At 35.5% G+C, this 26,369-nt stretch carries 20 protein-coding genes; 11 read left to right on the forward strand and 9 right to left on the reverse strand.

Features of this window, described 5'->3' with window-relative positions:
• Positions 1-57 precede the first annotated feature (57 nt).
• The 3 genes from HMPREF2660_RS10520 (at position 58) to HMPREF2660_RS10530 (ending at position 3,964) form a co-directional block, all read left to right on the forward strand.
• The gene (locus tag HMPREF2660_RS10520) at positions 58-2,274 is read left to right on the forward strand and encodes a T9SS type A sorting domain-containing protein (protein ID WP_083299128.1); all 2,217 of its coding nucleotides are present in this window, start codon (positions 58-60) and stop codon (positions 2,272-2,274) included.
• Positions 2,275-2,297: 23 nt separating this feature from the next.
• Positions 2,298-2,588 carry a hypothetical protein gene (locus tag HMPREF2660_RS10525; protein ID WP_013598547.1) on the forward strand — a complete coding sequence of 97 codons (291 nt, stop codon included), beginning with the start codon at positions 2,298-2,300 and terminating at the stop codon, positions 2,586-2,588.
• A 74-nt stretch (positions 2,589-2,662) separates the two neighbouring features.
• A complete protein-coding gene (locus HMPREF2660_RS10530; RefSeq protein ID WP_070487108.1) occupies positions 2,663-3,964 on the forward strand; it encodes a TlpA disulfide reductase family protein in 1,302 nt (433 codons plus the stop codon).
• 45 nt (positions 3,965-4,009) lie between these two features.
• Here the strand turns inward: HMPREF2660_RS10530 and rodA are convergent, their stop codons facing one another.
• The 6 genes from rodA to sppA form a co-directional block, all read right to left on the reverse strand.
• Positions 4,010-5,554 carry a rod shape-determining protein RodA gene (gene rodA / locus HMPREF2660_RS10535; protein ID WP_070487109.1) on the reverse strand — a complete coding sequence of 515 codons (1,545 nt, stop codon included), beginning with the start codon at positions 5,552-5,554 and terminating at the stop codon, positions 4,010-4,012.
• The gene (locus tag HMPREF2660_RS10540; protein WP_070487111.1) at positions 5,523-7,433 is read right to left on the reverse strand and encodes a peptidoglycan D,D-transpeptidase FtsI family protein; all 1,911 of its coding nucleotides are present in this window, start codon (positions 7,431-7,433) and stop codon (positions 5,523-5,525) included. The genes rodA and HMPREF2660_RS10540 overlap by 32 nt, the downstream gene beginning before the upstream one ends.
• Complete coding sequence (locus HMPREF2660_RS10545) at positions 7,430-7,945, reverse strand: rod shape-determining protein MreD (RefSeq protein ID WP_070487113.1); 516 nt, start codon at positions 7,943-7,945, stop codon at positions 7,430-7,432. Before HMPREF2660_RS10545 ends, HMPREF2660_RS10540 begins: the two co-directional genes overlap by 4 nt.
• Positions 7,935-8,792, reverse strand: a complete 858-nt coding sequence (gene mreC, locus HMPREF2660_RS10550) for a rod shape-determining protein MreC (RefSeq protein WP_013598552.1) — start codon at positions 8,790-8,792, stop codon at positions 7,935-7,937. The genes HMPREF2660_RS10545 and mreC overlap by 11 nt, the downstream gene beginning before the upstream one ends.
• A 35-nt stretch (positions 8,793-8,827) precedes the next feature.
• Positions 8,828-9,853 carry a rod shape-determining protein gene (locus tag HMPREF2660_RS10555; protein ID WP_013598553.1) on the reverse strand — a complete coding sequence of 342 codons (1,026 nt, stop codon included), beginning with the start codon at positions 9,851-9,853 and terminating at the stop codon, positions 8,828-8,830.
• A gap of 175 nt (positions 9,854-10,028) precedes the next feature.
• Positions 10,029-11,804, reverse strand: a complete 1,776-nt coding sequence (gene sppA, locus HMPREF2660_RS10560) for a signal peptide peptidase SppA (RefSeq protein ID WP_070487115.1) — start codon at positions 11,802-11,804, stop codon at positions 10,029-10,031.
• Between the two features lie 28 nt (positions 11,805-11,832).
• Here sppA and folK point away from each other — a divergent pair, with 28 nt between their 5' ends.
• Positions 11,833-12,246, forward strand: a complete 414-nt coding sequence (gene folK / locus HMPREF2660_RS10565; protein ID WP_013598555.1) for a 2-amino-4-hydroxy-6-hydroxymethyldihydropteridine diphosphokinase — start codon at positions 11,833-11,835, stop codon at positions 12,244-12,246.
• Between the two features lie 93 nt (positions 12,247-12,339).
• Positions 12,340-13,758: an OmpA family protein gene (locus HMPREF2660_RS10570; RefSeq protein WP_255356455.1), complete on the forward strand. Its 1,419-nt coding sequence runs from the start codon at positions 12,340-12,342 to the stop codon at positions 13,756-13,758.
• Between the two features lie 79 nt (positions 13,759-13,837).
• Here the strand turns inward: HMPREF2660_RS10570 and HMPREF2660_RS10575 are convergent, their stop codons facing one another.
• Positions 13,838-14,371, reverse strand: a complete 534-nt coding sequence (locus tag HMPREF2660_RS10575; protein ID WP_013598557.1) for an RNA methyltransferase — start codon at positions 14,369-14,371, stop codon at positions 13,838-13,840.
• A 58-nt stretch (positions 14,372-14,429) separates the two neighbouring features.
• On the opposite strand from HMPREF2660_RS10575, the gene mutS reads away from it, so the two are divergent.
• From mutS to HMPREF2660_RS10600, 5 genes are all read left to right on the forward strand, one after another.
• Complete coding sequence (gene mutS, locus HMPREF2660_RS10580; protein ID WP_070487119.1) at positions 14,430-17,012, forward strand: DNA mismatch repair protein MutS; 2,583 nt, start codon at positions 14,430-14,432, stop codon at positions 17,010-17,012.
• Between the two features lie 27 nt (positions 17,013-17,039).
• Positions 17,040-17,843: a M48 family metallopeptidase gene (locus HMPREF2660_RS10585; RefSeq protein WP_070487120.1), complete on the forward strand. Its 804-nt coding sequence runs from the start codon at positions 17,040-17,042 to the stop codon at positions 17,841-17,843.
• Positions 17,844-17,947: 104 nt separating this feature from the next.
• Positions 17,948-19,867, forward strand: coding sequence for an acetate--CoA ligase (acs, locus tag HMPREF2660_RS10590; protein ID WP_070487122.1), 1,920 nt, complete (start codon positions 17,948-17,950; stop codon positions 19,865-19,867).
• A gap of 157 nt (positions 19,868-20,024) precedes the next feature.
• Positions 20,025-20,666: an O-methyltransferase gene (locus HMPREF2660_RS10595; protein WP_070487124.1), complete on the forward strand. Its 642-nt coding sequence runs from the start codon at positions 20,025-20,027 to the stop codon at positions 20,664-20,666.
• Complete coding sequence (locus HMPREF2660_RS10600; RefSeq protein WP_070487126.1) at positions 20,663-21,427, forward strand: C40 family peptidase; 765 nt, start codon at positions 20,663-20,665, stop codon at positions 21,425-21,427. The genes HMPREF2660_RS10595 and HMPREF2660_RS10600 overlap by 4 nt, the downstream gene beginning before the upstream one ends.
• 131 nt (positions 21,428-21,558) lie before the next feature.
• Here the strand turns inward: HMPREF2660_RS10600 and HMPREF2660_RS10605 are convergent, their stop codons facing one another.
• Positions 21,559-23,571: a M3 family metallopeptidase gene (locus HMPREF2660_RS10605; protein WP_070487128.1), complete on the reverse strand. Its 2,013-nt coding sequence runs from the start codon at positions 23,569-23,571 to the stop codon at positions 21,559-21,561.
• Positions 23,572-23,696: 125 nt separating this feature from the next.
• Positions 23,697-24,491 (reverse strand): M15 family metallopeptidase, encoded by a 795-nt coding sequence (locus HMPREF2660_RS10610; protein WP_013598564.1) that lies wholly within the window; start codon positions 24,489-24,491, stop codon positions 23,697-23,699.
• Positions 24,492-24,674: 183 nt separating this feature from the next.
• On the opposite strand from HMPREF2660_RS10610, the gene lnt reads away from it, so the two are divergent.
• Complete coding sequence (gene lnt, locus HMPREF2660_RS10615; RefSeq protein WP_070487129.1) at positions 24,675-26,339, forward strand: apolipoprotein N-acyltransferase; 1,665 nt, start codon at positions 24,675-24,677, stop codon at positions 26,337-26,339.
• The last annotated feature ends 30 nt before the right edge of the window (positions 26,340-26,369 follow it).

Below are 26,369 nucleotides of genomic sequence, written 5' to 3' on the forward strand. Positions count from 1 at the left end.
TCTTAGCAATTGATATAGATCAAGAACTCGTATCTCAACTAACTAATCTATGAACATATGAAAAAGAGTTTACTAAGTATTTTCGTTGCATCATTATGTATATATCTTAATGCTCAACAACCAGTAGCCAATAACACTATTATAGGAAACGTAGGAAATCAACCAGGAGTCAAAGTTTTTGTGAAGAAGAATACGTTGATGTATTATGGTGATGGCCTAAAAGTTATCGGAGATGATAGTAAAGCTGTTGTCGAAAATAATGGAAATATCCATATCAATCTATCGAGTGTAAAACAAGGCGTAAACAGTGGTGATGCAATACAATATGCATTTTATAACTATAATAAAAGAGGTCTTGTAGATCAGAATGTTACTGACAGTGACTTTTCTACCGGAGCTAATTTCGTCAATAGATATGAGAGTAAAAATAGTTATGGACAGCTAATATTTACAAACAATAATATCTCTAGCTCTAGTGTAGAAAACCCAGACGCAGGAAGCAGTGTTATCAATGGTCGCGTAACAATGGAGCAACCATTTGTATCACCATCAGATTTCGATTGGTTGCCAATCTCTGTGCCTTTTTCTAAAGGATCAAAAATTAAGGCTGAAACATATAAGGATATTCTTGTTAATAGCTTCACTGGCTACGGATTTTCAGCTTCAGATTATATCATGTATCCAGATGTAATGGGAAATAGCAGGTATTCTTCAACCGTAATGAGATGGAATCCTACAAAGTACTATTACGAAACTTTATTGAAGAGTGGAGGAGTGGATAATGGTAATATTTTATCTCCTACCGAAACAATTATATTAAGCTTAAGAAAAGGAAAATTAAATACTATTTTCAATTCAAATGCAACTACCAATAATAGGATAGGTTACAAAGGAAATCCTTTTTCTATGCAAGGAAAGTTTGTTATAGAAGCCGTGAAGGATAACTCAATATACAAAAGCAATGACACTTGGACTACATGGTCGAAAAAAGTTAATCCTGTGAACGAAAGGTACAATTCTTATATCGGCGAGAGTATGACCTCTATAGATAACGGAGAAAGTACAACATATGGTAAGAACTTAATAAATTTCGGTAATCCATTTACGCATAATTTAGACTTTTCTGGTTTATTTGTAGAAACTGAAAGCAATAAATATGTTGCAAACCAGGCATTGTATGATAAGATTGTTGCTGTACAGAAAATGGGCGATCAAGTAAAATGGTCTTTTTCAGATGGTAACTTATCTCCTAAAACTACAGTGCATGCAGCACCAACAAATAAAAAAAATAGACAATGGGCTGGAGATAAAGAAGCTTTACTTCTTAGACCATTCGAGATTTTGACCTTGAAGTTGAATTCTGCAATACAACAAACGAATGAATTGCAAATGAACTTTCTAGATGGTAGTGGTTATTGGCAAGCAGGTTATAAAACTTTTAATTATTCAGCTTCAGCTAATGTAACTCCAAATCGATCAGAAACAGGAAATGAAGAAAAAACATCAATAGATGTTGGCGGATTTTACCAATTAGGATTACAACTAACAGCAGATGATAAATCTGTACAGAATCATGCGTATCTTTTAGCTATAGATCAGGATGTTACAGGTAAAAATGCATCTTTTGAGTTGGACTACGGAAACTTCGGTACTAACTCTGGAATTTGGTTTTTCCAAGAAAATAAAGAAGGTGAGTACGATAGTGGATCTTATAAATTTATAAATGCATTCAATGTAAATGATTATGTAGGGAAACCTTTGCATGTAATGTTCTATAAAAATCCAGAAAATCCTACAAATAAATTTACCTTTAGTGTAAATTTAGCAGAAGAAACTACCTTTAACGATAACTTGGATAAATTTTCTCAAGGTAATAAATTCTACTTTGTAGATAAAAAAGAAGAGAAAGCTTATGAAATCGATGGTGCTTTTACATACTCTTTTACTGCAGAAGATTCTGAAGCTGAACGATTTGTAATTTATTGGAATCAATTGCCTGACGGAGTTTTAGGAAATAATGATATAGCAGTAGATCAGAAAAAAACACATGTTTACTCTACATCTGCCCGCGAAAACTATATCCGTTTTGCAAAAAATAATCTAAAAGCTGAAATCCAGATTTATGATTTAAATGGACGATTGATTATTGAGAAACAGAATGTAAATACTTCTCAAGACTATAGAATATCTAATAATTTATTAAATACAGTGTATTTTATCAAAATAAATTATAACGATGGCACTAAAGAACAATTAAAATCCCTCATAAAATAAATCAACTACTAAAACCTATTATAATGAGTAAATTATACATAAAAATAATATTATTAATAACATTTTTGCTAAATGTAAATTTCTTACAAGCCAATAACGATCGAGGATCATATCAAATACAGAGTTCATCACAGGAAGTTTATACAGGAGATATTATACCACCATACATGCCGCCACAAGGTTCAGGTAATATCGGAACTCCAGGATCTCAAGCAACGCCTATAGATCAAAATATTGTAATATTAATAACTTTAGCCATACTTTTGGCTTCAATCTATTATTTTTATAATAATAAAGAGAAGAAAGTTTTATAAAATTTTTAATTAAAACATTTAAAAACCTCATATTTATATTGAGGTTTTTTTATTTTTATAAATATTTATTTACTATGAGAAATATTTTTTTCGGATTAAGTCTCCTAATCTCGTGCAGTGTTTTTGCACAGTTCAAGGTAGAAGGAACGATAGCAGGATACACTAATCAGCCAATTACAGTAAAGGTATACGAAGGCTCTATGACCAAAGTTATATCTAGACCAACAACTGATACTACTGGAAAATTCAGTACAAATATACCGAATAAATACAATGGCATTTTCATGCTAAGTTTAGCAAACGGGCAAGAAATAAAGCTTCTGACCGACAATCAAGACATTCTATTTACGGCAAAAAACCAAGTACCTCTACAACTAACTGTGCAAGCAGAAAAAGGAGAAGTAGCAAAAAACTATATAAAATACAATTCTATAAACGGTTTGGTAGATCTCAAAGACAACGTTTTTACTCAGATTATCAACTATTATCAGCCATCAGATGAATTTTATCTAGCCATCGAAAAAGAAAATGCAAGGATAGAAAGACTAGCGGCACAGAATAACTCTATCAATCCTATGTTGTCTTATTATAAAAAAATAACCGATTTGCTCGATGAGGTAAGTTCTACAAAAGGAACTACTAGAGATAATGTAGATAAGATAATAAACCATTTGACCAGTGATGATGAAAAACTAGAACAAATGGGTTTTCTGACGCCTTTGGTGTTTAATTATATTAAAGCAGAATTTAATTTACAACAAGCCAACAATCAAAATGCGGAAGAAATTATAAAGAAAAGTACAGAATTATTACTCACAAAAATAGGTCTAAGTAACATACGCGGGCAAAATGTTATGGCAGCTTTGCTAAGTTTTCTGTCAGAGCAACAATTCCCAACCTATTATCCCGAATTGGTAACAAAAGCAAAAAGTATTCAGCCAGTTGTATCTACGGATCTTAAAAATAAATTAATCTCGATAAACGGTCTCACAATCGGTTCAGAAGTTCCTAATATAATTTTTGGAGAAGAAGTGAAAGGAAAAAAATCGTTATTTGATATCAAAGCCAAAAAGAAATTAATTGTGTTTTGGGCATCTTGGTGTCCAGCATGTCAAGCCGAAATGCCGCATTTACAAGAATATTACACAAACTTTAGAAAAGAAGGCGGTGAAATCATTGCAATATCATTAGACGGTGATCAACAAGCTTATCAGGAAGCAATTAAGAGCTACGAATGGTATAATTATTCTGAATTACTGAAGTGGGATAGCGAAATCGCAAAACAATATGGCGTGAATGCGACACCAACCCTATTTTTAGTCGATAAAGATAACAAGCTGATAAAAAAAGTTCATAACTTGAAGGAGATTCAATAAAGTTTCTACCCAACTAAAAAAAGACTGCAAAATGTAGTCTTTTTTTTATAATAAACTTTGTTTGTGTTGAAAGTGGATAATCATAAAAATACTAATCAAAATAGAAAAACCCCAAAGAGAACTACCACCATAACTGAAGAATGGTAGAGGAATACCAACCGTAGGAAATAGTCCCATGACCATCGCAATATTGATAAAGAAATGGAATAAGAGAATAGAAGCGACACTATAACCATAAAAACGTACAAAAACATTATCATGTGATTCTGCTAAATAATATAGTCTACCAATAAAAAGAGCGTACAATAAGACGACGAATACACTCCCGATAAAACCCCACTCTTCACCAACAGTCACAAAAATATAATCGGTTTGTTGCTCAGGCACGAATTTTCCTTTCTTCACAGTACCTTGTAAATAACCTTTACCTGTAAATTCACCCGAACCTATAGCAGTTTTTGCATACAGTAAATTATACCCTGATGTATCACGGTATTTTGCTTCACCTTCATACAAAACCATAACCCTTTCTTTTTGGTGTTTTGGTAGTTTTTCGAAGATAATGGGTGAGATAAAACTAAGCGTAGTAACAAAAATTAAGGCGATAGTGGTAACAATAGCAGAAGTAGTTAGGATATCTGTTTTAAACCCAGAACTGATCTTAAATGGAGAATTGAGAGCTTCTTTTCTTCGGTTTAATTTCATGATGATAAAAGGTAGAATAGAAAATACAAATCCTATCGTACCAAAAACATTTACATTGAACCGAATCGGATCCGAGAAAAACAAAGAGCGTTCGGGGTACAAATGGCCAAATGATTGGCGAGTATCCAATGATAAACTAGATACACCATAACTTAAAACGATTATCAAAACAAAAAAGATAGAAAGACCAATCAACACACCATAAATCATGTCTTCTACATCTTGACTATAGTTGAAGGCATGGATTAGTAATGAAATGAATAATAACAAATAGCCAAAAATTAGCAAAACATAGAAAGGGATTTGAATGATTGAAATCAGGAACAATACCAAACCAATAATCGGGATTATAATAAAACCCGGATTGAGTCCTTCTCTATATAGAGGGATGGCTAATGAACAGAAAACAATCACCGACCCCAAGTCTGGTTGTAACATGATCAGACCAATAGGTAAAGCCAAAATAATAAGAATTCGACCAAGTGTAGCAAAGCTATTGAGGTTGGTGTTGGTATGGTTAAGGTAATTAGCGATAAGCAGTGCGGTACCAATTTTTGCAAATTCTGCCGGCTGCAAAGAAAAACTACCAAATCTGTACCATGCTTTTGCTCCGTTAACTTCTTTCCCAACAACTAAAACTCCGGCAAGTAGAATGAGCGAGAAAATGTAAATAATTAAACTATTAGCTTCGAAAAAGTTGCGATTATTATTACTAATTATTATTAGAACCAAAATAATAATGAACGCCAAACCAGAAGTTATTAATTGTTTTATGCCCAAATCTGGATTCACGCTATATACGTTCATGATTCCGAAAGTCAGTAAGATTAATCCCAACAAAATTGTTGGCCAATCAATTCCTTGCAATGTTCTGCTTTGTCTCAAGGCTATCTTTTTTTATAGGTTCAACGTACAAACCTTTTCTTTTAAGGTAATCTATCCATTGTTTTCGGTATTCACCTTGCAGGTTTCCATTTTTCATTTGGTTAAGTAAACCAGTTCTTTTTATGGTATCGGTAAGATATTTTTCAGCCACCAAACTTGTCATTGGGCCTGCCCATCTTGCTCCCCAATATCCGTTCTCTACAATGGCAGCAACTACAATTTTCGGATTATCTTTCGGAGCAATCAAAACAAATAAAGAATGGTCTTGCCCTTGAGAGTTTTGTGAAGTTCCGGTTTTCCCTAATTGAATAAAATCATTTACTCGAAAACTTCTTGCAGTTCCCATAGTGAAGACGTTTTCCATTCCATTGAGGATTGTTTGGAAATATTTCGGGTCGACCAAAGTTTTCTTAGGAACAACAAAATTAGAATCTTTGATAGCTTCACCTTCTATTTCTTTTACGATGTGTGGCGTGTAATAATGACCTTTGTTGGCAATAACTGCAGTAAAATTAGCCATTTGTAATGGTGTTGTCGTAATTTCGCCTTGCCCCATCCCGTTAAAAATAATTCGGTAAGGATTCCAAACGCCTTCGCCCATCATTTTATCATAAAAAGCAGCCGTCGGGATTGTTCCTTTGCTACCAACCGGTAGGTCGGTTCCCATAAACTTCCCTAATCCAAAGCTATTCATTATGGAAGCCCATTGGTTCAGTCCGACAGAATAATCGGCAGAATCTTTTCGGACAATATCTCGAAAAGCCTCAGAAAAATAGTTGTTGCATGATTTTCCTATTGCTCGTTCCAAACCTTGTGGAGCATAATATAAGCCACAGTGACAAGCAATTCTCATCCGACCATACCGAAAACCATGCTTGCAAACATACGTCGTTTCGGGTTTCATCGTACCCATTTGCATTCCAGCCAATGCAGTAACCATCTTGAAGGTTGATCCCGGTGGATAGGTTGCTTGTAGAGCACGATCGAAAGTAGGTTTTGATATAGAATCTTGTATAAGTGCATTGCGAGTAGCCGAATTCAAGAAATCACTAGGATTAATAGTTGGTGCAGATGCCAAAGCTAAAATTTCACCCGTATTGGGGTCAAGTGCAACAATAGCTCCACGTTTGTTTTGTAGCATGTCTTCGGCTAATTTTTGTAAATCATAATCGATGGTCAACATCAGGGTTTTTCCACTTTTCACTGGTCGGTCGTATTCACCGTTTTTGTAGGGGCCTACTACATTCATATGAATGTCGACTATATGATTTTTTACCCCCTTAATTCCGCGAAGTTCTTTTTCATATGATTTTTCTACGCCACTAATGCCAACCAAATCTCCTGGTTGATAATAGTTAGAGTCAGTTTTTATGTAAGCAGGGTTTGCTTCGTTGATATAGCCTAGAATATTCCCAGCGCTATTGACCATGTATTTTCGTTCGGGTCTTTTTACTATGCTAAATGCAGGGTAGAGGTACAGGCGTTCTTGCATCCGAGCAAAATTTTCTCGTGAAATACTTTTGAGAAAAGGATAAGGCGTCATTCTCTTATAGTCCGGAGCAGAAGTAATGCTGAAAATAATCGAATCAAACTGATGCTTTGTAATGCCTAATAATGTTGTAAAACCAATAGTGTCAAAAGAATCGGTAATATGTTTAGGTATTACATTCAGTTCGTATGAATAGGTATTGGATACTAATAATTTTCCTTTTCGATCAAGAATATCGCCCCTATTTGGATAGATAATTTCTTGTTTGATTGATGTATTGAACGCATTAAGCTGATAGCGATCGGTCCCCAATTGCAGATAAGCTAAACGTGCGATAAACAAACAAACTATGAAAAAGATAATGCCATAAATGATGACCAATTTTTTCATAAAGTAACTTTTCGTCTAAAGAGTATTTTATAAATGAATACAAAGATAAAGGTAAGTATTGAACTTAGAATAGCACTTATCAAAACTTCGCCTAGGTGAGTTAATTTAAAGTTTTCTAAGACAAAAAGAAAAATATGATGAATTATGATTAACAATATTGTTAGCGTAAACCATTGTAAGGCAGAAAGATCATAGGTGTTGTATCGGTCATATTCGTCAGCATCTTGTCCTGTTATCAATCGCAGGATCTTGTTGCGTAGAAAGGCTATGCTTAACAAAGAGAAAGTATGTATTCCGCCCGTTTGTTGCACAAAATCTATCCCAAACCCTAGTATAAAACTCAATAGTAGTAAGGCGTATTTGTTGCCCAATTGAGGATAGAAAACTACAAAAACAACATAAAAAAAGGGCTGAGCTTTACCCATTACTTCTATATGATCAAATATCACGACCTGAAGAAGAATGAGTAAAATCACCTTGAATAGGTTGAAGATAAAATCTCTATTGAACATTGTGTGGATCTTTATTTATGGTGTCGGTAGATTCTACTTGGTTAATTTCTATTTTTTTCAGGTTCGTAACGACATAAGCATACTTCAGGTTGGCAAAGTTTTCTCTTAGTTTAACTTTGATTTTCAGTTCACCCGAAACATTATCTACTTCTTTGTGATTGACCGTACCAATCATGATTCCCTCTGGGAAAACTGGTGATTTACCATCTGTTTCTATCGTATCTCCTATGTTTACGGTGATGTATTTTGGGATTTCTGTAAGATAGGTGTAACGCGGATCTTTACCGTCCCAAATCATCGTACCGAAATATTCATTTCCTTTTATCCGGGCATTAATCTGGCTATCTGTATTGAGGATAGAAATTGCACGAGCATAATTATCGGTTGTTTTGGTCACAATCCCTACTATTCCATATTGCGTCATGATACCATCTCCGATTTGTACGCCATCTTTTTTTCCTTTATTGATTGTTAAGAAATTGTGCGAGCGCACGATTGTATTATTGATTATATCAGTCGGTATAAAAGAATAAATTTGGTGATACTCTGAACTTTCGATTAATTCTCTTTCGTTTGTTGCTGGTTTTTTTATTCCAAGAGCTGTCAGTTGTTTTCTGAGTATGGCATTTTCTTCTTGCAATTCTCGATTGTATCTTGGTAGGTTAAAAAAGCGAGTAATTTTAGAAGTTTGTTTATCGATGGCACCAGTAATTTTAACACTTGCTTGACCTAAAATTACTTCATGATACACGTTATATCGAAAAATAAGTATCGAGGCAATCATTTGCAAACACAGAAAAAGTAATAAGAATCCGTTTTTTCTAATGATATTAAAAATAAAATGCATCGATACTTACAAAAACAAAAAAATGGTTATACAAATTACCTCATTAAGAAGGTGTATTTATCAATGTTTTTTAGGGCAATTCCAGTACCACGCACTACTGCACGCAAAGGGTCGTCTGCCAAGAAAACAGGTAAGCCCGTCTTTTTAGATACTCGTTGATCTAGACCTCTTAACATAGATCCTCCACCAGCCATGTAAATCCCGGTGTTGTAGATATCTGCAGCTAATTCTGGAGGTGTCTGCGAAAGGGTCTCCATTACGGCATCTTCTATCCTGAGAATAGACTTGTCGAGTGCACGTGCAATTTCTTTGTAGTTTACAGTAATTTCTTTTGGTTTACCCGTAATCAAATCTCTCCCTTGTACAGGTAAATCTTCTGGTTCGTGTTCTAATTCTTCTACCGCAGCGCCAACTTCAATTTTTATACGTTCTGCGGTACGTTCACCAATATAGAGATTATGATGTGTTCTTAAGTAATAAGCTATATCATTGGTGAATACATCACCGGCAATTTTCACCGATTTGTCGCAAACAATTCCACCTAGAGCAATAACAGCAATTTCAGTTGTTCCTCCTCCTATATCGATAATCATATTTCCTTTAGGCTGAGTAACATCTATTCCTACACCGATTGCAGCAGCCATAGGCTCATAAATAAGCCGAACATCTTTGGCATTAACTCTTTGACAAGAATCTTTTACAGCTCTTTTTTCAACTTCTGTAATGCCCGATGGTATACAAATTACCATGCGTAATGAAGGTGAAAATAATTTACCCTGGATACCTGGAATTTTTTTAATAAATTCTGTTAGCATAAATTCTGAAGCTTCGAAATCTGCTATAACTCCATCCTTTAATGGACGAATGGTTTTGATATCGTCATGGGTTTTCCCTTGCATATGTTTGGCTTGTTCGCCAACCGCAATTACCTTGTTTGTTCTACGATGTATAGCTACAATCGAAGGGCTATCTACTACCACTTTGTTATTGTGGATGATAAGCGTATTTGCTGTTCCTAAATCTATCGCAATTTCTTGCGTAAAAAAATTAAACAATCCCATTTATGTTTCTATGTCTCGGATTTTAATTGTGAAAAATATAATAGCTACAAAAGTATGATATTTTTACTGCAAAACACAAGCTTATTGTGTATAAAAATATCATACCTCTTTCCAACGTAGAACTTTCTTAGATAGTATATGTTTACCTTTTAAAAAAAAATAGGGTAAACTTTTTTTATTCAATCTTAACATTGAAAGGCATTCTAAGTTGAATCCCTTTTTGTTCGTTGATTAATTTTATTTGTTTATAAAGTGCTTGTCCTTCAGTTCCTAATTCTTGTGCAAGCTTCGCATCGATGTTATTACCGGTAATCGATGCCATAAATTCTTCGAAAGCATCTTTTCTTTTCGGGAAAGCTTCTGTGCTATAAGTATCCAATTTTACTAGCTTCGCCGCATAGTTTACAGCGTCTTGCAAATTACCAAACTCATCTATCAAACCAAGTTCTTTGGCTCTTGTGCCAGACCATACGTGTCCACCGCCAACTTTATCTACTGCTTCAAATGTCATTTTTCTGTTTTTAGAAATGTGAGAAACAAATTGGTGATAAATCAATTCGATGTTTTTACGCATCGTTCGCTCTGCATCTGCACTTAGTGGGTTGGTGAGTGATTTCAGCTGATCAGCATTGGCATTGGTTTTGGCAATATCGGTTGTGATACCAACCGAATTGGCTAATTTTTTTACATTCGGGATCATACCAAGAACCCCGATAGATCCTGTTATTGTGCTTGGATTAGCAAATATTCTTTCAGATGATTGTGCAATATAATATCCGCCCGATGCTGCGACATCACCAAAAGAAACAACAACTGGTTTTTTCTTACGTAATAAATCGAGTTCGTATAAAATTTGTTCAGATGCATTTGCACTTCCTCCAGGTGAGTTAATACGCAATACAACCGCTTTTATTTTATCATCTTCGGCCATTTCCCGAATTGCTTCGGTGTATGTTTTCGATTGTATCCCGTCAAAACCATCGCCTTCCTTAATTGCTCCTGAAGCATACAGAATTCCGATTTTGTTTTTATTCGAGTTCGAATCCAGTTGGAGAATATAATTATCCAAAGAAACAAAATGTTTGGTTTTTGCTTTCTTAGAGAGATCGGTTGCAGAATCGTCTAGTTTTTTTAGGATCATCAAGTCGTATTGAGATTCTTGCATCAACTCGTCGATTAACTTATTTTCTTTGGATTTTTCGGGTATGAAAGCATATAGACTATCTACTTTAGTATTAAAATCGATCAAGGATAATTTCCTGTCTTTTGCCATTTTGGTCGAAATATTCGTCCAAATGTCGTTCATATACTCGGTAATTTGTTCGCGATTTTCGGGTGATAAATCATTGCGCAAATATGGTTCTACAGCACTTTTATAAGCACCGTGTCGTATTACCTGAAAATCAATACCATATTTATCACCAAAATTCTTAAAGAACATTACTTCGGCACCTAATCCTTGTAACATTGTTATGCCAAGAGGATTCTGGTAAATTTTATCGGCAACCGTTTGGATGTAATACGAAGTTTGAGAAGTGTTATTGGTGAAGGCATATATAAATTTACCCGATTTTTTGAAGTCTTCTAAAGCTTTTCGGATATCATCTGCTTGGGTAAAACCACCCTGAAAATGTTCTATTTTTAGTGAAATACCTCTAATTCGGTTATCAGTTTCTGCATTCTTTATGGCTCTAAGAATATCTTCGAGATAGAAAGAATTATTAGACTTTTTGCTTAGGTGAAAAATATTCATAGGAATGCGATCCATTTCACTTTCCATAATCGGAGAATCGAGTGTGATTTCTAGTACCGATCCATCTTTTATGGGCTTTGTAGGAGTGCTTGTTAGCGTAGAAAAGAAAATAAATCCTATCAGAACTAAAAGAATAATACTAAAGGTGAGCAGGTTTCCGACAATTGTAGAAAATACCCGCGAAAAAAAGTTTTTCATGATTTTATGAGATTCTTATTTTTGTTATATGTTGTACAATCATGTTGTTTTGTTACTTGGCACCAATGTCGGGGACAAGAAAAAGAATATAGAAAATGCTCATGTTGCATTGTATAGTGTTGGTTTGCTTATTGAGAATCATACTATTGTGTTAGAAAATCAGCCAGTAGAGTTTACTTCAGAAAACTTGTTTTTTAATCAGATTATCGAGGCAAAAACGTCTTTATCTCCTATCGAATTGTTGAAAAAAATAAAAAAAATAGAACAAGATATGGGACGGAAATATGCCAAGCCTTTGGATGGTGAAATATATACTGATCGTTTGATAGATATTGATATATTGTATTATAATCGAATCAATTATGTATCAAAAGACCTTGTAATTCCACATCCAAGAGCATTTACTAGAAAATTTGTACTAGATTTATTATCCATGTTATAGAAAATATTATATTTGCAGTGGGTAAATTTACAAATAATTGTATCAATAAAAATTAAACCTAAAAAAATATAATTCAATTATAAACCTATGAATATGAAGAAATTTATACTCGCTGCTTCTGTAGTGCTTTACGGAATGTCTGCAAATATTCTATCGGCACAACAGCCCGAATACAAAGAATTCACCAAAGAAGATAAAAGATTTAATGATTGGTCGCTTTCTCTTTTTGGTGGTTTAAATGCCTTGCAAAATACCGATTTAGTTTCTTGGGGTCGAGATGAAGGAAAATCATGGTTTACGCCTGGATATGATTTTGCTTTTTCTGTCAATCGTCAGTTAACACATGCTTTTGGTATTTCTTTACAGTATCAGATGGGTAAAACCCGTCAGCAAGCGTGGATTATGGATGACAATTCGAAAATTTCGGCCATTGCACATGGGAAAACATCTTATCAATCTATAACATTCTTAGGAGATGTTAACTTTAGCAACTTATTAAGAAGAGTAGAAAATCAATCAGAACTGAAATTAGCTTTTCACGGATATGCAGGAGTAGGAGTTTTAGGGTATAAAGCGAAACGTGACTATTATGGAAAAAACCGTCAAGAGATGGTTACCGTAAACCACATTAAAATGGGGGATAAGTCTATTTATGCACAAGTTGGTGCAGGTCTTCGATACAAGCTTAATGAAAATTTCGATACAGAACTTAGAGGGATGTATTTCTTGTCGGGTGATGAGCAGTTTGATGCCAGTGGAATGCCAAATCCACGTTTAGGGTATACACCTGCCGATATGAACCCTGGCCGAGAAGATAATATGATCCTCCTAACATTAGGATTACACTATAAAATAGGTAAACACAAAGAAGCCTTGCAATGGGCGCCATATTCTATGCCAGTACCGGTGATGTCAGCAACAGAAACGCCATTTGAGTGTGTTGATGAAGATAACGATGGAGTATGTGATCAGTGGGATAGATGTCCAGGAACACCAGAAGGATATACAGTCGACGGTTCGGGTTGCCCGCTGGATACAGATGGCGATGGAGTAGTGGATACAATAGACGAATGTCCTACAATACCAGGTCCGCCAACAAATCTAGGTTGTCCAGAGGTTGAAACAGTAGTTTCTGCAGACCAAATAGCAGGTTTATTAACAGAAACAATTCAAGGGATAGAATTTGATTATGATTCGGATAAAATTAGACAGGTTTCTTATAGTAAATTAGACAATGCTGCTGAAGTTATCATGAAGCATCCGAATTATAATTTCTGGGTAGAAGGACATACAGATGCTGCAGGCCCTGATGCTTATAACCAAAACTTATCAGAAAGACGTGCTGCTTCGGTTGTCCGTTATTTGGTAAACAAAGGAGTAAATTCAGCTCAACTATTCCCAATCGGTAAAGGAGAATCAGAGTTAAAGCACCCTGAATGTAATCCTACAACAAATTGTCCTGCATGGAAAAACTTAGAAAATAGACGAGTAATATTTAAAGAGAAAAAATAAAACTATCGTTAAAACATAAATAAAACGAGCGATTTACTCAGTAAATTGCTCGTTTTTATTTTATTTCTAACCCTAATCTCTATTTTTGTAGAAAAGCTTCGTACCATTTCCATAAAACTATTCCTGTACATACACTAACATTCAGCGAATGTTTTGTGCCAGATTGTGGGATTTCTAAACAAACGTCTGTTTTATCGATAATTTCTTGTTGTACGCCATCTACTTCATTGCCCATTACAATGGCGTATTTCCTACTAGGATCTACCTCATACTCCGGAAAAGAAATACTGTTTTCTACTTGCTCTATACAGACAATAGAGTAATTATCTTTGCGTAATTTTTCAATTAAATTGAGGGCATTTTCTTCATATTCCCAATCAACACTTTCTGTTGCACCGATAGCCGTTTTATGAATTTCTTTATGAGGTGGTGTAGCAGTTATTCCACACAAATAAACTTTTTCAATCAAAAAAGCATCTGCTGTACGAAAAACAGCCCCTACATTGTGCATACTTCGGATATTATCGAGGACAACCACAACCGGAATTTTTTCGATATTTTTATATTCTTCTGTCGAAACACGCCCCAATTCTTCTAATTTTAATTTTCTCATCCGTCTAAAATTTTTAACTTAGCTTGCTAACGTAAGCGATAATTTTTTGACAAAAGTAATGAAGAAAAAGGAAACCCCTTTGATGAAGCAATACAACACTATAAAGGCAAAATATCCCGATGCCTTATTGCTTTTTAGGGTAGGAGATTTTTATGAGACCTTTGGAGAAGATGCCATAAAGTGTGCTAATATCCTAGATATTGTTCTAACCAAAAGAGCCAATGGATCAGAAAAAGATAAAGAATTAGCTGGTTTTCCGCATCATTCGCTCAATACGTACTTACCCAAACTAGTAAAGGCAGGTTTACGGGTTGCTATCTGTGATCAGTTAGAAGATCCCAAAACAGCCAAAGGAATTGTAAAACGTGGAGTTACCGAACTGGTAACCCCAGGAGTTGCACTGAATGATGAGGTGTTGAATGCAAAAAAAAATAACTTTTTGATGGCCATTCATCATCAAGATAAACTCTTTGGTGCAGCACTTCTCGATTTATCAACTGGTGAATTTTTGGTATTCGAAGGATCGCAAGTCGAATTAAAAAAAATCATACAAAGTTACCAGCCTTCAGAAATCATTACCCAAAAAAGAACCGTTTATCCATTTATCGAAAATAAAAATATTTTCCAGTTAGAAGATTGGGCTTTCCAGAGAGATTATGCATTAGATAAATTATTAACACACTTCCAAACCAATTCATTAAAAGGTTTTGGGCTGGATGATTCCTCGCTCGGAGTTATTGCTGCTGGCGTTATTTTTGCTTACTTAGACGATACACATCATTTTGATTTGAAACATCTTACACGGCTTCAGAGAATAGATTTATCGCAATATGTTTGGATGGATCCTTTTACAATCCGCAATTTAGAGCTCGTGCAACCAGCACACCCCAAAGGTGTTTCTTTGCTCGATATTCTCAATCAAACGACTACAGCAATGGGTGGGCGTTTACTCAATCGCTGGATGGTTACGATTCTCAAAGACCGAAAACTCATCGAAAATCGATTAGCATTTGTAGAATATTTGCTTAAAAAAGATGCTTTGAGAGATGAAATCAGAAATCAACTCAAACAACTGTCAGATGTAGAGCGGTTTGCAGCGAAAATCTCTACAGCGAAAATCTCTCCTAAACAATTGATGCAGTTAGCCGATAGTCTCAAGATAATTGCAGAGATACAATCGACCTGTATCCAACATATAAACACTATTCTTGCTCATTTTTTTTCTTCAGATACCGAACTAGCTCAGATTGCTGATTTTATTTATAAGCAATTATCTGAAGATCCACCACATCTCATTACACGAGGAAATGTCATAAGAAAAGGGGTTTCTAGTGAACTTGATCGTTTGAGAGAGATTCAGTATGCGGGGAAAGATTTTTTAGATAAAATGCGTGATCGAGAAATAGAAAAAACAGGAATTCCTTCTATAAAAATCGCTTTCAATAATGTATTTGGTTACTACATAGAAGTAAGAAACACGCACAAGGATAAAGTACCTTCTGATTGGATTCGGAAGCAAACTTTGGTCAATGCCGAACGTTATATTACCGAAGAACTGAAAACATATGAACAACAAATTCTAGGTGCAGAAGAAAGAATATTGGCAATCGAAACTCAATTGTTTCAAGATTTGATAGAAAAACTAATTGCCAAAATCAATACCATCCAGCAAAATGCACAGCAAATTGCTTTTCTAGATGTAGTTTCTACATTCGCAGAAATTGCATTTCGATTTCAATACCAAAAACCCAGTCTTAATGATGGTTTTGATTTGGACATTCGCAACGGTCGTCACCCAGTTATAGAGCAATTTCTAGATCCTGGAACAGAATATGTTCCAAACGATGTCTTAATCAATAAAACAGATCAGCAAATACTTATGATTACAGGACCGAATATGTCTGGTAAATCTGCTCTCCTTCGGCAAACCGCTCTGATTGTAATTTTAGCACAGCTAGGCTGTTACGTTCCTGCAGATTCGGCAAGTATTGGGATTGTAGATAGAATATTTACTCGCGTAGGAGCGTCGGATAATATATCGTCTGGTGAATCGACTTTTATGGTAGAAATGAATGAAACGGCGAGTATCTTAAATAATATTTCGGAACGAAGTTTGATTTTATTAGATGAAATTGGTCGTGGAACAAGTACGTATGATGGAATATCGATTGCTTGGGCGATTGCAGAATTTTTGCACAACCATCCAACCCGTCCAAAAACCTTGTTTGCAACTCATTATCATGAATTGAATGAAATGGCGGCGACTATGGAAAGGATAAAGAACTTTAATATCAGTGTGAAAGAACTAAAAAACAAAGTTCTTTTTGTTCGGAAATTAGTGGCAGGAGGAAGCGAACATAGTTTTGGAATTCATGTAGCGAGAATGGCAGGAATGCCACAATCAGTGGTGAAACGTTCTGAAGAAATACTGAAAGTTCTCGAAAAATCGCACCAAAGTGAGTCGATGAACGATCGAACAAAACAATTATCTGACCAAAATATGCAATTAAGTTTTTTTCAGTTAGATGATCCAATTCTAGAAGCAATTCGTGATGATTTAATTAATACAGATATAAATACCCTAACACCGGTAGAGGCATTGATGAAGCTGAACGAAATAAAGAAAAAAATAGGTAACTAAAAAAAATGCAAATAAAAATAAACTACTATGAAGAAATTTTTTTTAAGTCTTAGTGCAGGATTACTCATAGCATCATGTGCTACAAATCCTGTAACCGGACGAAAATCATTGTCCATCGTCTCGAATGCCCAATTATTTCCACAATCTTTTGCACAATACAATCAAGTGCTAAAAGAATCGAAAGTAATATCAGGAACTAACGACGCAAAAATGGTACAAACTGTAGGTAATCGACTGAAATATGCCGCTGAAAAATATTATCAAGAATTAGGGATATCTAATCAATTGAACGGCTATCAATGGCAGTTTTCCTTATTAGATAACAAACAAATAAACGCTTGGTGCATGCCAGGGGGTAAAGTAGCAGTATACAGCGGAATTCTACCAGTAACCAAGGATGCAACAGGTTTAGCAGTCGTTATGGGACACGAAATAGGTCATGCTTTGGCAGGTCATAGTGCAGAACAAGTTTCTCAAAGAGTGCTTACCGAAATGGGAGGACAAGTACTAGGAACAGCAGTTTCTGGCTCACAATGGGCAAATGCATTAGGCTCTATTTATAGTATCGGTGGATCTACTGTATTATTACGTTATTCACGTACCATGGAGTTGGATGCCGATGTAACAGGCTTGTATTTAATGGGGTTGGCAGGTTATGATCCTAACGAAGCAATTAACTTCTGGGAAAGAATGTCAAAAGCAAGTGGAGGCGTGAAACAAAGTGAATTCTTCAGTACACACCCAAGCGATGCTACGCGTATTGCAAAAATTAGAGAATCTTTACCAAAAGCAATACAAATGTATAATGCAAGCCCCTACAAAGGAAAATAAAATCTCAGAAAAGAATCTGAGAAAAGAACAAGAATTTTTATAGCGTTGACATTATTTTATCAACGCTTTTTTTGTATATTGATTCAAAATCAAACTTGCAAAAAATGAATAATATAAAAGATGTCCGTATCAAAACGTATATGGATTATAAAAAGGCTTATCAAGAAAGTGTACAAAAACCAGATTTTTTTTGGGATCGAATTGCTTCTAAATTTTACTGGCATCAGAAATGGTCAAAAACATTGGAATATGATTTTGATAAAGCCGAATTCAAATGGTTTTTAGACGGGAAACTTAATATTACCGAAAATCTATTAGACCAACAACTGGTCACCAACGGAAACAAAACTGCCATCATTTGGGAACCAAATAATCCATTAGAAGAAACCAGAATCATAAACTATAAACAATTGCATTACCAAGTATGTAAGTTTGCTAACGTGCTGAAAAATAATGGTGTGCAAAAAGGTGATCGTGTATGTATTTATATGCCAATGATTCCAGAATTAGCCATTGCAATGCTCGCCTGCGCAAGAATTGGTGCAGTACACTCTGTAATTTTTGCTGGCTTTTCGAGTTCGGCAATCGCAAGCAGAATAAACGATGCACAATGCAAAGTATTGATTACTGCCAATGAAGTCTTTCGAGGAACGAAATCGGTAAATCTAAAAGCTATTTGCGACGAGGCACTGAAAGATACACCCTCAATACAATCTGTTATTGTGTACCGTCGTGCAATCGAGCCAACAGTTATGGTAGGCGGACGTGATAAATTTTGGATAGATGAAATGCATAAAGTAGACGCCGAATGTTCGGCAGAAATTATGGATGCCGAGGACCCTTTATTTATTTTATACACGTCGGGTTCTACAGGAAAGCCAAAAGGCATGGTACACACATGCGGCGGTTATATGGTCGAAGTTGCATATAGTTTCGATAATATTTTTCAGATGGATAATCAGGATATTTTCTGGTGTACAGCCGATATCGGTTGGATAACTGGCCATAGTTATATTGTATATGGTCCGCTTTTGTGTGGAGCAACAACCGTAATGTTCGAGGGAATCCCGAGTTATCCAGATTATGGACGATTTTGGGAAATTGTAGAAAAATTAAAAGTAACCCATTTCTATACAGCACCAACAGCAATTCGTTCCTTAGCAAAACAAGATATTTCGTATGTCAACAAGTACGATTTATCTTCTATCAAAGTACTAGGTTCTGTAGGAGAGCCCATTAACGAAGAAGCTTGGCACTGGTTCAATGATCATATCGGGAAAGGGAACGCACCCATAGTAGATACTTGGTGGCAAACCGAAACAGGTTCTATCCTGATTTCTCCTTTAGCAGGGATAACCCCCACTCGCCCTACTTTTGCAACTTTACCATTACCCGGTGTTCAACCTGTTTTGATTGATGAAAATGGAAATGTTCTAGATGATGAAAAAGCAGAAAAAGCCGAAGGTCGTTTGGCAATAAAATTCCCTTGGCCATCCATTGCAAGAACCGTATATGGCGATCATCAACGATACAAAGAAACTTATTTCTCTACCTTTCCTGGATACTATTTCACGGGAGATGGCGCTTACCGCGACGCAATGGGAAATTACCGAATCACCGGTCGAGTAGACGATGTAGTGATAGTCTCTGGACATAATTTAGGTACAGCACCGATAGAAAATGCAATCAATGAACACGAAAAAATTGCCGAAAGTGCTGTGGTAGGATATCCGCACGATGTGAAAGGGAATGCTCTGTATGCTTACGTCATTTTACATGATAAACAAAAAGGAACTGAAGAACTGGAAATAGAAATCAAAGAATTGGTATCCAAAACAATAGGTCCGATTGCCAAACCAGATAAAATACAATTTGTTTCAGACTTGCCTAAAACAAGAAGTGGCAAAATCATGCGAAGAATCCTACGGAAAATTGCATCCAACGATGTCAATGACTTTGGTGATACTTCGACACTTGTAGATCCTACGATTATCGAAAGTATATTAAAAGATGCTCAAAACTAACAGTAACCAGATTATGCAAAACAGGTAAACAGTGAGAGAGAATTTTCACTGTTTTTTATTACGAAACGATAAACAACAGAACATTTATCGAATCACGTAATAAAGTAAAATAATCAGAAAGCGTCTAATTGTATATAAATATTATTATTTTTGATTCATGATAGAAATAGATCCAAACCTTAATCAATATTTAGAAAAGCATACCAATGAAGAGCCCGATTTGTTGCGAGAACTAATGATAGAAACCCACCAGGCAACCACCCAACCTCACATGGCGTCTGGGCATTATCAAGGGCGGATATTGAGTATGATTTCTAAGCTTATTCAACCCAAAACTATACTCGAAATTGGTACGTTTACGGGTTATGCAACCTTGTGTTTGGCAGAAGGTTTGGCAGAAAATGGTAAAATAATTACCCTCGATATCAATGACGAACTAAAATATATTGGTGAAAAGTATTTTGAAAGGTCTCCCTATAAAAATCAAATCGAATATCGAATCGGCCCTGCTTTAGAGCAAATGAAGACTATCGAAAAAGAAAGTCTCGATCTTGTTTTTATTGATGCAGACAAGCAAACCTACCCCGAATACTATGAATGCTCGATAGATTTATTGCGAAATGGTGGCGTGATTTTGATGGATAATGTGCTATGGTACGGAAAAGTGTATGATGAAAATGCAAACGATAAACGAACAGTAATTCTTAGAGATCTTAACGAAAGAGTTGTCAAAGATAGCCGTGTAGAAAGTTTAATTTTGCCTGTTCGTGATGGTATTACTTTAATACGAAAAAAATGAATTTTGGGGTTTGTCGAGTGAGTGTTGCGCCAGTACGTGCATCAAATTCAGATTCATCAGAAATGGTGACGCAATTGCTTTTTGGTGAAAAAGTAGAAGTTCTACGAACCGAAAAAAAATGGTTAAAAATAAGAAATGCTTTTGATAGTTACGAGGGTTTTGTAGATCCTAAACAAATACTTTTTATAGAAGAAAAAGAATATTATCACTTGCAATCAACTTTTTTTGCAAGCGAAACATTCAATTTTGCTATCGAAGAAGGCTTGCCGTTGACTTTGCCTTTGGGAGCGGTTTTGCTAAATTTACAAGAAGGTAAAATTCATTTTGGAGGAAAATATTTTGACTATTTAGGGGAGGCAGCAACAGATACTCAGCCTAAATCTTCTATTCCTTATATCGCCAAAAATTATCTCAACGTACCATATTTGTGGGGAGGTAAGTCAACCTATGGTATCGATTGCTCGGGCTTGGTGCAACAAGTTTATAAGCTTTCTGGAGTAGCTTTGCCAAGAGATGCATATCAACAAGCCGAAATGGGAGAAGTGCTGAATTTCTTAGAAGAAGCCGAAGCAGGAGACTTAGCTTTTTTTGATAATGCCGATGGAAAAATTATCCATGTCGGTATTGTTTTAGAGGATAAAAAAATTATCCATGCACATGGAAAAGTAAGAATTGACCCTCTGGATTCGAACGGAATTTTCAATACCGATTATCAAAATTATTCTCACAAACTTCGGATACTGAAGAGAGTCCTTCTCTAATTTTATCTTTACCAACTCTAGAAAAATTAGCCAGAAAAATTTCGCATCAAAAAAAATCAGATAAGACAACAAAGCCTTGTTACTTATAAACAAGGCTAGTGTTTTATAGCAATTCTTTGTAAAAGAAGAATTTAGACCAATCCAGCTCTTTTTAGTAAAGCTTCGTTGCTTGGTTTCTGACCTCTAAAATTTTCGTATAATGTCATAGGATCTACCGTTCCGCCACTCGACAATAAAGTGTAAAATTTTTGTGCAATTTCTTGGTTGAAAATCCCATTTTCTTTAAAATAAGCAAACGCATCTGCATCTAAGACTTCTGCCCATTTGTACGAGTAATAACCAGAAGAGTACCCGCCCTGGAAAATGTGTGAAAACGAAACACTCATATTTGTATTTTCAACGATAGGATATAGCTGGGTGCTTGCGAATGATTCCTTTTCGAAGACTTCTATCGACGATTTAATTGTGTCCGACGTAGCATGATATGCCATGTCTAGTAACCCAAAACTCAATTGTCGTATGGTCTGATAACCTTCTAGAAAGTTTGCGGCTTTTTTCATTTTATCGATCAGTTCTTGCGGGATAATCTCTCCTGTTTGATAATGCTTTGCAAACAGTTGCAATGCTTCTGGCTCATAACAAAAATTCTCATAGAACTGAGAAGGTAACTCTACAAAATCCCAAAACACATTAGTCCCGGCTAAACTTGGGTAATGCGTATTGACCAACATCCCATGTAAAGCATGCCCAAATTCGTGAAACAAAGTTGTAACTTCCATGAAGTTTAGCAACGATGGATGACTGTCTGTAGAAGGTGTAAAATTACAAACAATCGAAATTTGTGGTAATTTTCTTTCACCGTTAACTACTCCTCCGTTCTGAAAAGAAGTCATCCAGGCACCAGATCTTTTCCCGGCCCGAGGAAAAAAATCGGCATACAGTAAACTAATTTTTTCATCGTTGCGATAGACATCAAAAACTTGTACATCTTTATGGTATACATCTACCTGATGATTCTCTTCAAACCGAAGACCGAACAACTTATTGGCAACAGCAAAGGCACCATCGAGAACATTTTCTAATTTGAAATAGGGTTTAAGTTCTTCTTCGGAAAAATCAAAACGTTCTTGTTTTAGTTTTTCAGCAAAATACGAGTGATCCCAGGGCATTAGCTTGTCGATATTCTCAGTTTTTTTTGCATACGCGGCCAACTCTTCAATTTCTTTTTCGGCAAATGGCTTTGCTTTTCCTAACAAGTCATGAAGAAAAAACAAAACATTTTCGGGCGATTTAGCCATTCTCTCTTCCAGTACATAGGCTGCATGGGTCGGATAACCCAAGAGATTAGCTCGCTGTTGACGTAAAGTAATTATTTTTTTGACGTTTTCTTCATTGTTGAATTCATTGTCTTGAAAAGCCTTTTTTCCATTGGCTAAATACATTTCTTTTCGTCGTTCACGATTTTTGTTGTACTTCATAAAAGGAATGTAGCTAGGTGCTTGAAGTGTAAAAATCCAACCATCTTTTCCGCTTTCTTTTGCTGTATTTGCTGCTTGAGCAAGCACAGCTTCTGGCAAACCTTGTATGTCTTCTTCTTTTGTCAGATGCAAAGTGTAGGCATTGGTTTCTGCCAAAACATTTTGCCCGAATGTTAGAGATAGTTGTGCTAACTCTTTTGAGATTTCTTTTAATTCAACTTGTTTTTCCTTTGGTAAGTTGGCACCATTTCGAGCAAAAGCTCTATATTTTTGTTCGAGTAAATAGCGTTGTTCGTCTGTAAGTTCTAATTGATCTTTTTGTTCGTACACTTTTTTTATGCGCTCGAACAATTGTTCATTTAATAAAATATCATTCGAAAACTCAGACAATAAAGGCGAAATTTCTTGTGCAATTTGTTGCATCTCGTCATTGGTTTCGGCTGAATTTAGGTTGAAAAAAATAGAGCTTATTTTGTCGAGTTGGACTCCCGAATTTTCTAAAGCATCGATGGTATTTTCAAAAGTAGGAGATTCTTTTTGTTCGGCAATGATCAAAATTTCAGCCCTCGCTTGTTCGATACTTTTCTCAAATGCTGGCAAATAATCGTTTAGGTGTATTTTAGAGAAAGGAGGTGTGTCAAAATTTTCTAAAAGAATATTCTTCATGATTTTTTAGTTTTTTTAGTGAAATATTCAAAAGTTAATCCAAACCACTGAGCCTGCCAAAAAGACAATGTTGCGTTTTGGGTCGAGATGGGTTTTCGATCGTTTATATTTGGATGAAATACTAATTAGGGTAGCAAACTTGGATTGATATCGAAAATATTCTCGTTGATATATTTCTGGATAAACTCATCGCTAAAATTCTCGCTTCCCATCAAAAGATTATTTTGCAATATAGTTTTGATGTCTAGTTTCTTAAAGGCAGCCAGCATTGGTTTCGAGATTGCTTTATAAGAAAAATGCCAAGGTTCGTAACGGAAACCTTTACGGTCTGTTGCGTTGGTGTAGACCAAGTAAAAACCAAAATTTTCTGCATTTTCATCCAACCATTTTTTGAATTCGTGCATTTGTCCACCTTCATTAAAATGTTTTTCGTTCAGCGGATCTTTTGGGTAGCCTTTGCTAATGTCGATAATATCCAAATCTGTTCCCCAATGATGACGAGATGTTCCAGGAATAGTCGAATATTCGATGATTTTATTCAAATTATCAATAGGCTTCATTTTTTTGCTAATATTTGCTTTGTATTTTCGCTCCCAAATACCGTTTTGATAATTGTAATTCCGATAACTCGAAACCACTACGATTCTGAAGCCCGCTTTTCGAGCTTCTTGGCTCATGGCTTCGAATGCTTTGGCGACTTCCGGTCGTAGTTGATAATCTTTTCCTACCAAATCTAATTTACTTTTCCCTATTAATTCATCCATACTAAAATGTTGTTGCTCTATATTTACCGTATCGAGGGTTTGAGTATTGTCAACCTCTATTACAGATTGATTCTCTGTTTTTTGTGCACAACTTGGTGTGATAGCAAGGAGAGAAAAACCAAGAAAATAAGGGTATATGGTAGGTTTTATTTTCATATATCAAATATTTACTGTGCGTAAAAATAATATTTCGGCAGGATTATTTTTGCGGGATAGTTGTTAATTATATTGTAAATATCTCATTCTACCGAAAACCATTTCTATAATATCTCGAGCAAAGTTGCTAATTTTGCAAGGCTTGCTAGAATGATGAGCAAAAAGAAATTGTAAATTTTTGATATGAGAAAATATCTTCTTTACGCGATTGCTACCGGATTACTTTTGGCATTGGCTTGGCCTTCTAAAGGATTTCCATTGTTGATTTTTTTTGGTTTTGTACCTTTGTTGTTGGCCGAACATCGGATAACGCAAAGATTACAATATAAGAAGAAAGCTTGGTCGATTTTTGGGTTGAGTTTTTTAGCATTTTTTATATGGAATGCAATTGTTATTTGGTGGTTGCATTATGCTCAACAATACGATGCAGATGGTAATTTGCATGATTCGTGGGTTGCCTATTTGGTACCGGTTTTAGCTAACAGCTTATTGATGAGCATCGTTTTTGTATTGTATCATTTTGTGAAAACAAAGGCGGGGAATTTTTATGGAATGATTTTTTTACCCGCAGTATGGATGTCATTCGAGAAATTTCATCTCAATTGGGAGTTGTCTTGGCCTTGGTTTAATATTGGGCATGCCTTTGCTTCGTATTATAAATGGGTTCAATGGTACGAGTATACAGGAGTTTTTGGTGGAACGCTTTGGGTATTGATTGTCAATCTTATCGTGTTCTATTATTACACAGCTTATAAGAATAAAAAAGATAAAAAATATTTCAGAAAACTGCTAATGTATGCAGGATTATGGATTGGGCTTCCGATTGCTTTTTCGTATTTTATGTACCACAACTATACAGAACAAGGCGAAGAAGTAGAGGCTGTGGTCTTACAACCTGCTTTGGATCCATATACCGAAAAGTATCAAAAGGATCGTTTTGTTATTTATCAAGAACTGATCCAGTTAGCAGACAAAGTAGTAACCCCACAAACACGTTATGTAGTAGGTCCAGAAACAGCCATTCCGGGTTCGGGGCCAGGTTTTGTGTTGGATGAAATAGAACACGATCCGCTGATTCTACAATTGAGAGATTGGACAAAAGAACATCCGAAAATAAATGTAGTAACAGGTGCAGAATTGATGCGTGTTTATCCGATGAAGGAATTAGCAACAGAAACTGCATCTTTATACGGAAACACGATGCTGTATTACGATGCGTTTAATTCGGCTATTCAAGTAAATGCAAAAGACGAGTTAGACTTTTATCATAAATCGAAATTAGTAGTAGGCGTAGAACATTTCCCGTATATTAAATATCTCCGTCCTATTTTAGGAAATATTATGTTGAATTTTGGTGGGACTGTAAAAACGCTAGGAACGCAGCCCCATGCAAGTGTCTTTAGAAATTCGATCGACTCTACGGTTGTGGCACCTGTTATTTGTTATGAATCTATTTATGGTGAATACGTAACCGATTATGTGAAAAAAGGAGCAGATGTTATCTTTACGATGACCAACGATTCTTGGTGGGATAACACCGATGGACATAGACAATTACTGTTATATGGCAATTTGCGAGCAATCGAAAATAGAAGAAGTATCGTACGTTCTGCCAACTCTGGAATTTCTGGATTTATTAATCAACGTGGTGATATTGAGTCTTTTATCCCGTATGGTGAACGGGGAGCTTTAAAAGGAATCGTAAAAAAGAATGAAAAGTTAACTTTTTATAGTACCTTTGGCGATTATTTAGCACGTATAGGATTATTGGTAATGGGGATTATTTTAGCCTATACCATAGCTCAGAGGCTACTTACAGGAAATAAAAGAAAAATTTTTAATAAATAACTAACAAAAACGTTGTTAAAGTAATAAATA

This window comes from Weeksella sp. HMSC059D05 (assembly GCF_001809725.1).
Lineage (GTDB): Bacteria > Bacteroidota > Bacteroidia > Flavobacteriales > Weeksellaceae > Weeksella > Weeksella virosa.

What these genes read in the sequence shown, in the direction of transcription:
- HMPREF2660_RS10520 (WP_083299128.1), top strand. Translation starts at nt 58, where the DNA reads ATGAAAAAGAGTTTACTAAGTATTTTCGTTGCATCATTATGTATATAT.
- HMPREF2660_RS10525 (WP_013598547.1), top strand. Translation starts at nt 2,298, where the DNA reads ATGAGTAAATTATACATAAAAATAATATTATTAATAACATTTTTGCTA.
- HMPREF2660_RS10530 (WP_070487108.1), top strand. Translation starts at nt 2,663, where the DNA reads ATGAGAAATATTTTTTTCGGATTAAGTCTCCTAATCTCGTGCAGTGTT.
- HMPREF2660_RS10540 (WP_070487111.1), bottom strand. Translation starts at nt 7,433, where the DNA reads ATGAAAAAATTGGTCATCATTTATGGCATTATCTTTTTCATAGTTTGT.
- HMPREF2660_RS10545 (WP_070487113.1), bottom strand. Translation starts at nt 7,945, where the DNA reads ATGTTCAATAGAGATTTTATCTTCAACCTATTCAAGGTGATTTTACTC.
- mreC (WP_013598552.1), bottom strand. Translation starts at nt 8,792, where the DNA reads ATGCATTTTATTTTTAATATCATTAGAAAAAACGGATTCTTATTACTT.
- HMPREF2660_RS10555 (WP_013598553.1), bottom strand. Translation starts at nt 9,853, where the DNA reads ATGGGATTGTTTAATTTTTTTACGCAAGAAATTGCGATAGATTTAGGA.
- sppA (WP_070487115.1), bottom strand. Translation starts at nt 11,804, where the DNA reads ATGAAAAACTTTTTTTCGCGGGTATTTTCTACAATTGTCGGAAACCTG.
- folK (WP_013598555.1), top strand. Translation starts at nt 11,833, where the DNA reads ATGTTGTACAATCATGTTGTTTTGTTACTTGGCACCAATGTCGGGGAC.
- HMPREF2660_RS10570 (WP_255356455.1), top strand. Translation starts at nt 12,340, where the DNA reads ATGAAGAAATTTATACTCGCTGCTTCTGTAGTGCTTTACGGAATGTCT.
- HMPREF2660_RS10575 (WP_013598557.1), bottom strand. Translation starts at nt 14,371, where the DNA reads ATGAGAAAATTAAAATTAGAAGAATTGGGGCGTGTTTCGACAGAAGAA.
- mutS (WP_070487119.1), top strand. Translation starts at nt 14,430, where the DNA reads ATGAAGAAAAAGGAAACCCCTTTGATGAAGCAATACAACACTATAAAG.
- HMPREF2660_RS10585 (WP_070487120.1), top strand. Translation starts at nt 17,040, where the DNA reads ATGAAGAAATTTTTTTTAAGTCTTAGTGCAGGATTACTCATAGCATCA.
- acs (WP_070487122.1), top strand. Translation starts at nt 17,948, where the DNA reads ATGAATAATATAAAAGATGTCCGTATCAAAACGTATATGGATTATAAA.
- HMPREF2660_RS10595 (WP_070487124.1), top strand. Translation starts at nt 20,025, where the DNA reads ATGATAGAAATAGATCCAAACCTTAATCAATATTTAGAAAAGCATACC.
- HMPREF2660_RS10600 (WP_070487126.1), top strand. Translation starts at nt 20,663, where the DNA reads ATGAATTTTGGGGTTTGTCGAGTGAGTGTTGCGCCAGTACGTGCATCA.
- HMPREF2660_RS10605 (WP_070487128.1), bottom strand. Translation starts at nt 23,571, where the DNA reads ATGAAGAATATTCTTTTAGAAAATTTTGACACACCTCCTTTCTCTAAA.
- HMPREF2660_RS10610 (WP_013598564.1), bottom strand. Translation starts at nt 24,491, where the DNA reads ATGAAAATAAAACCTACCATATACCCTTATTTTCTTGGTTTTTCTCTC.
- lnt (WP_070487129.1), top strand. Translation starts at nt 24,675, where the DNA reads ATGAGAAAATATCTTCTTTACGCGATTGCTACCGGATTACTTTTGGCA.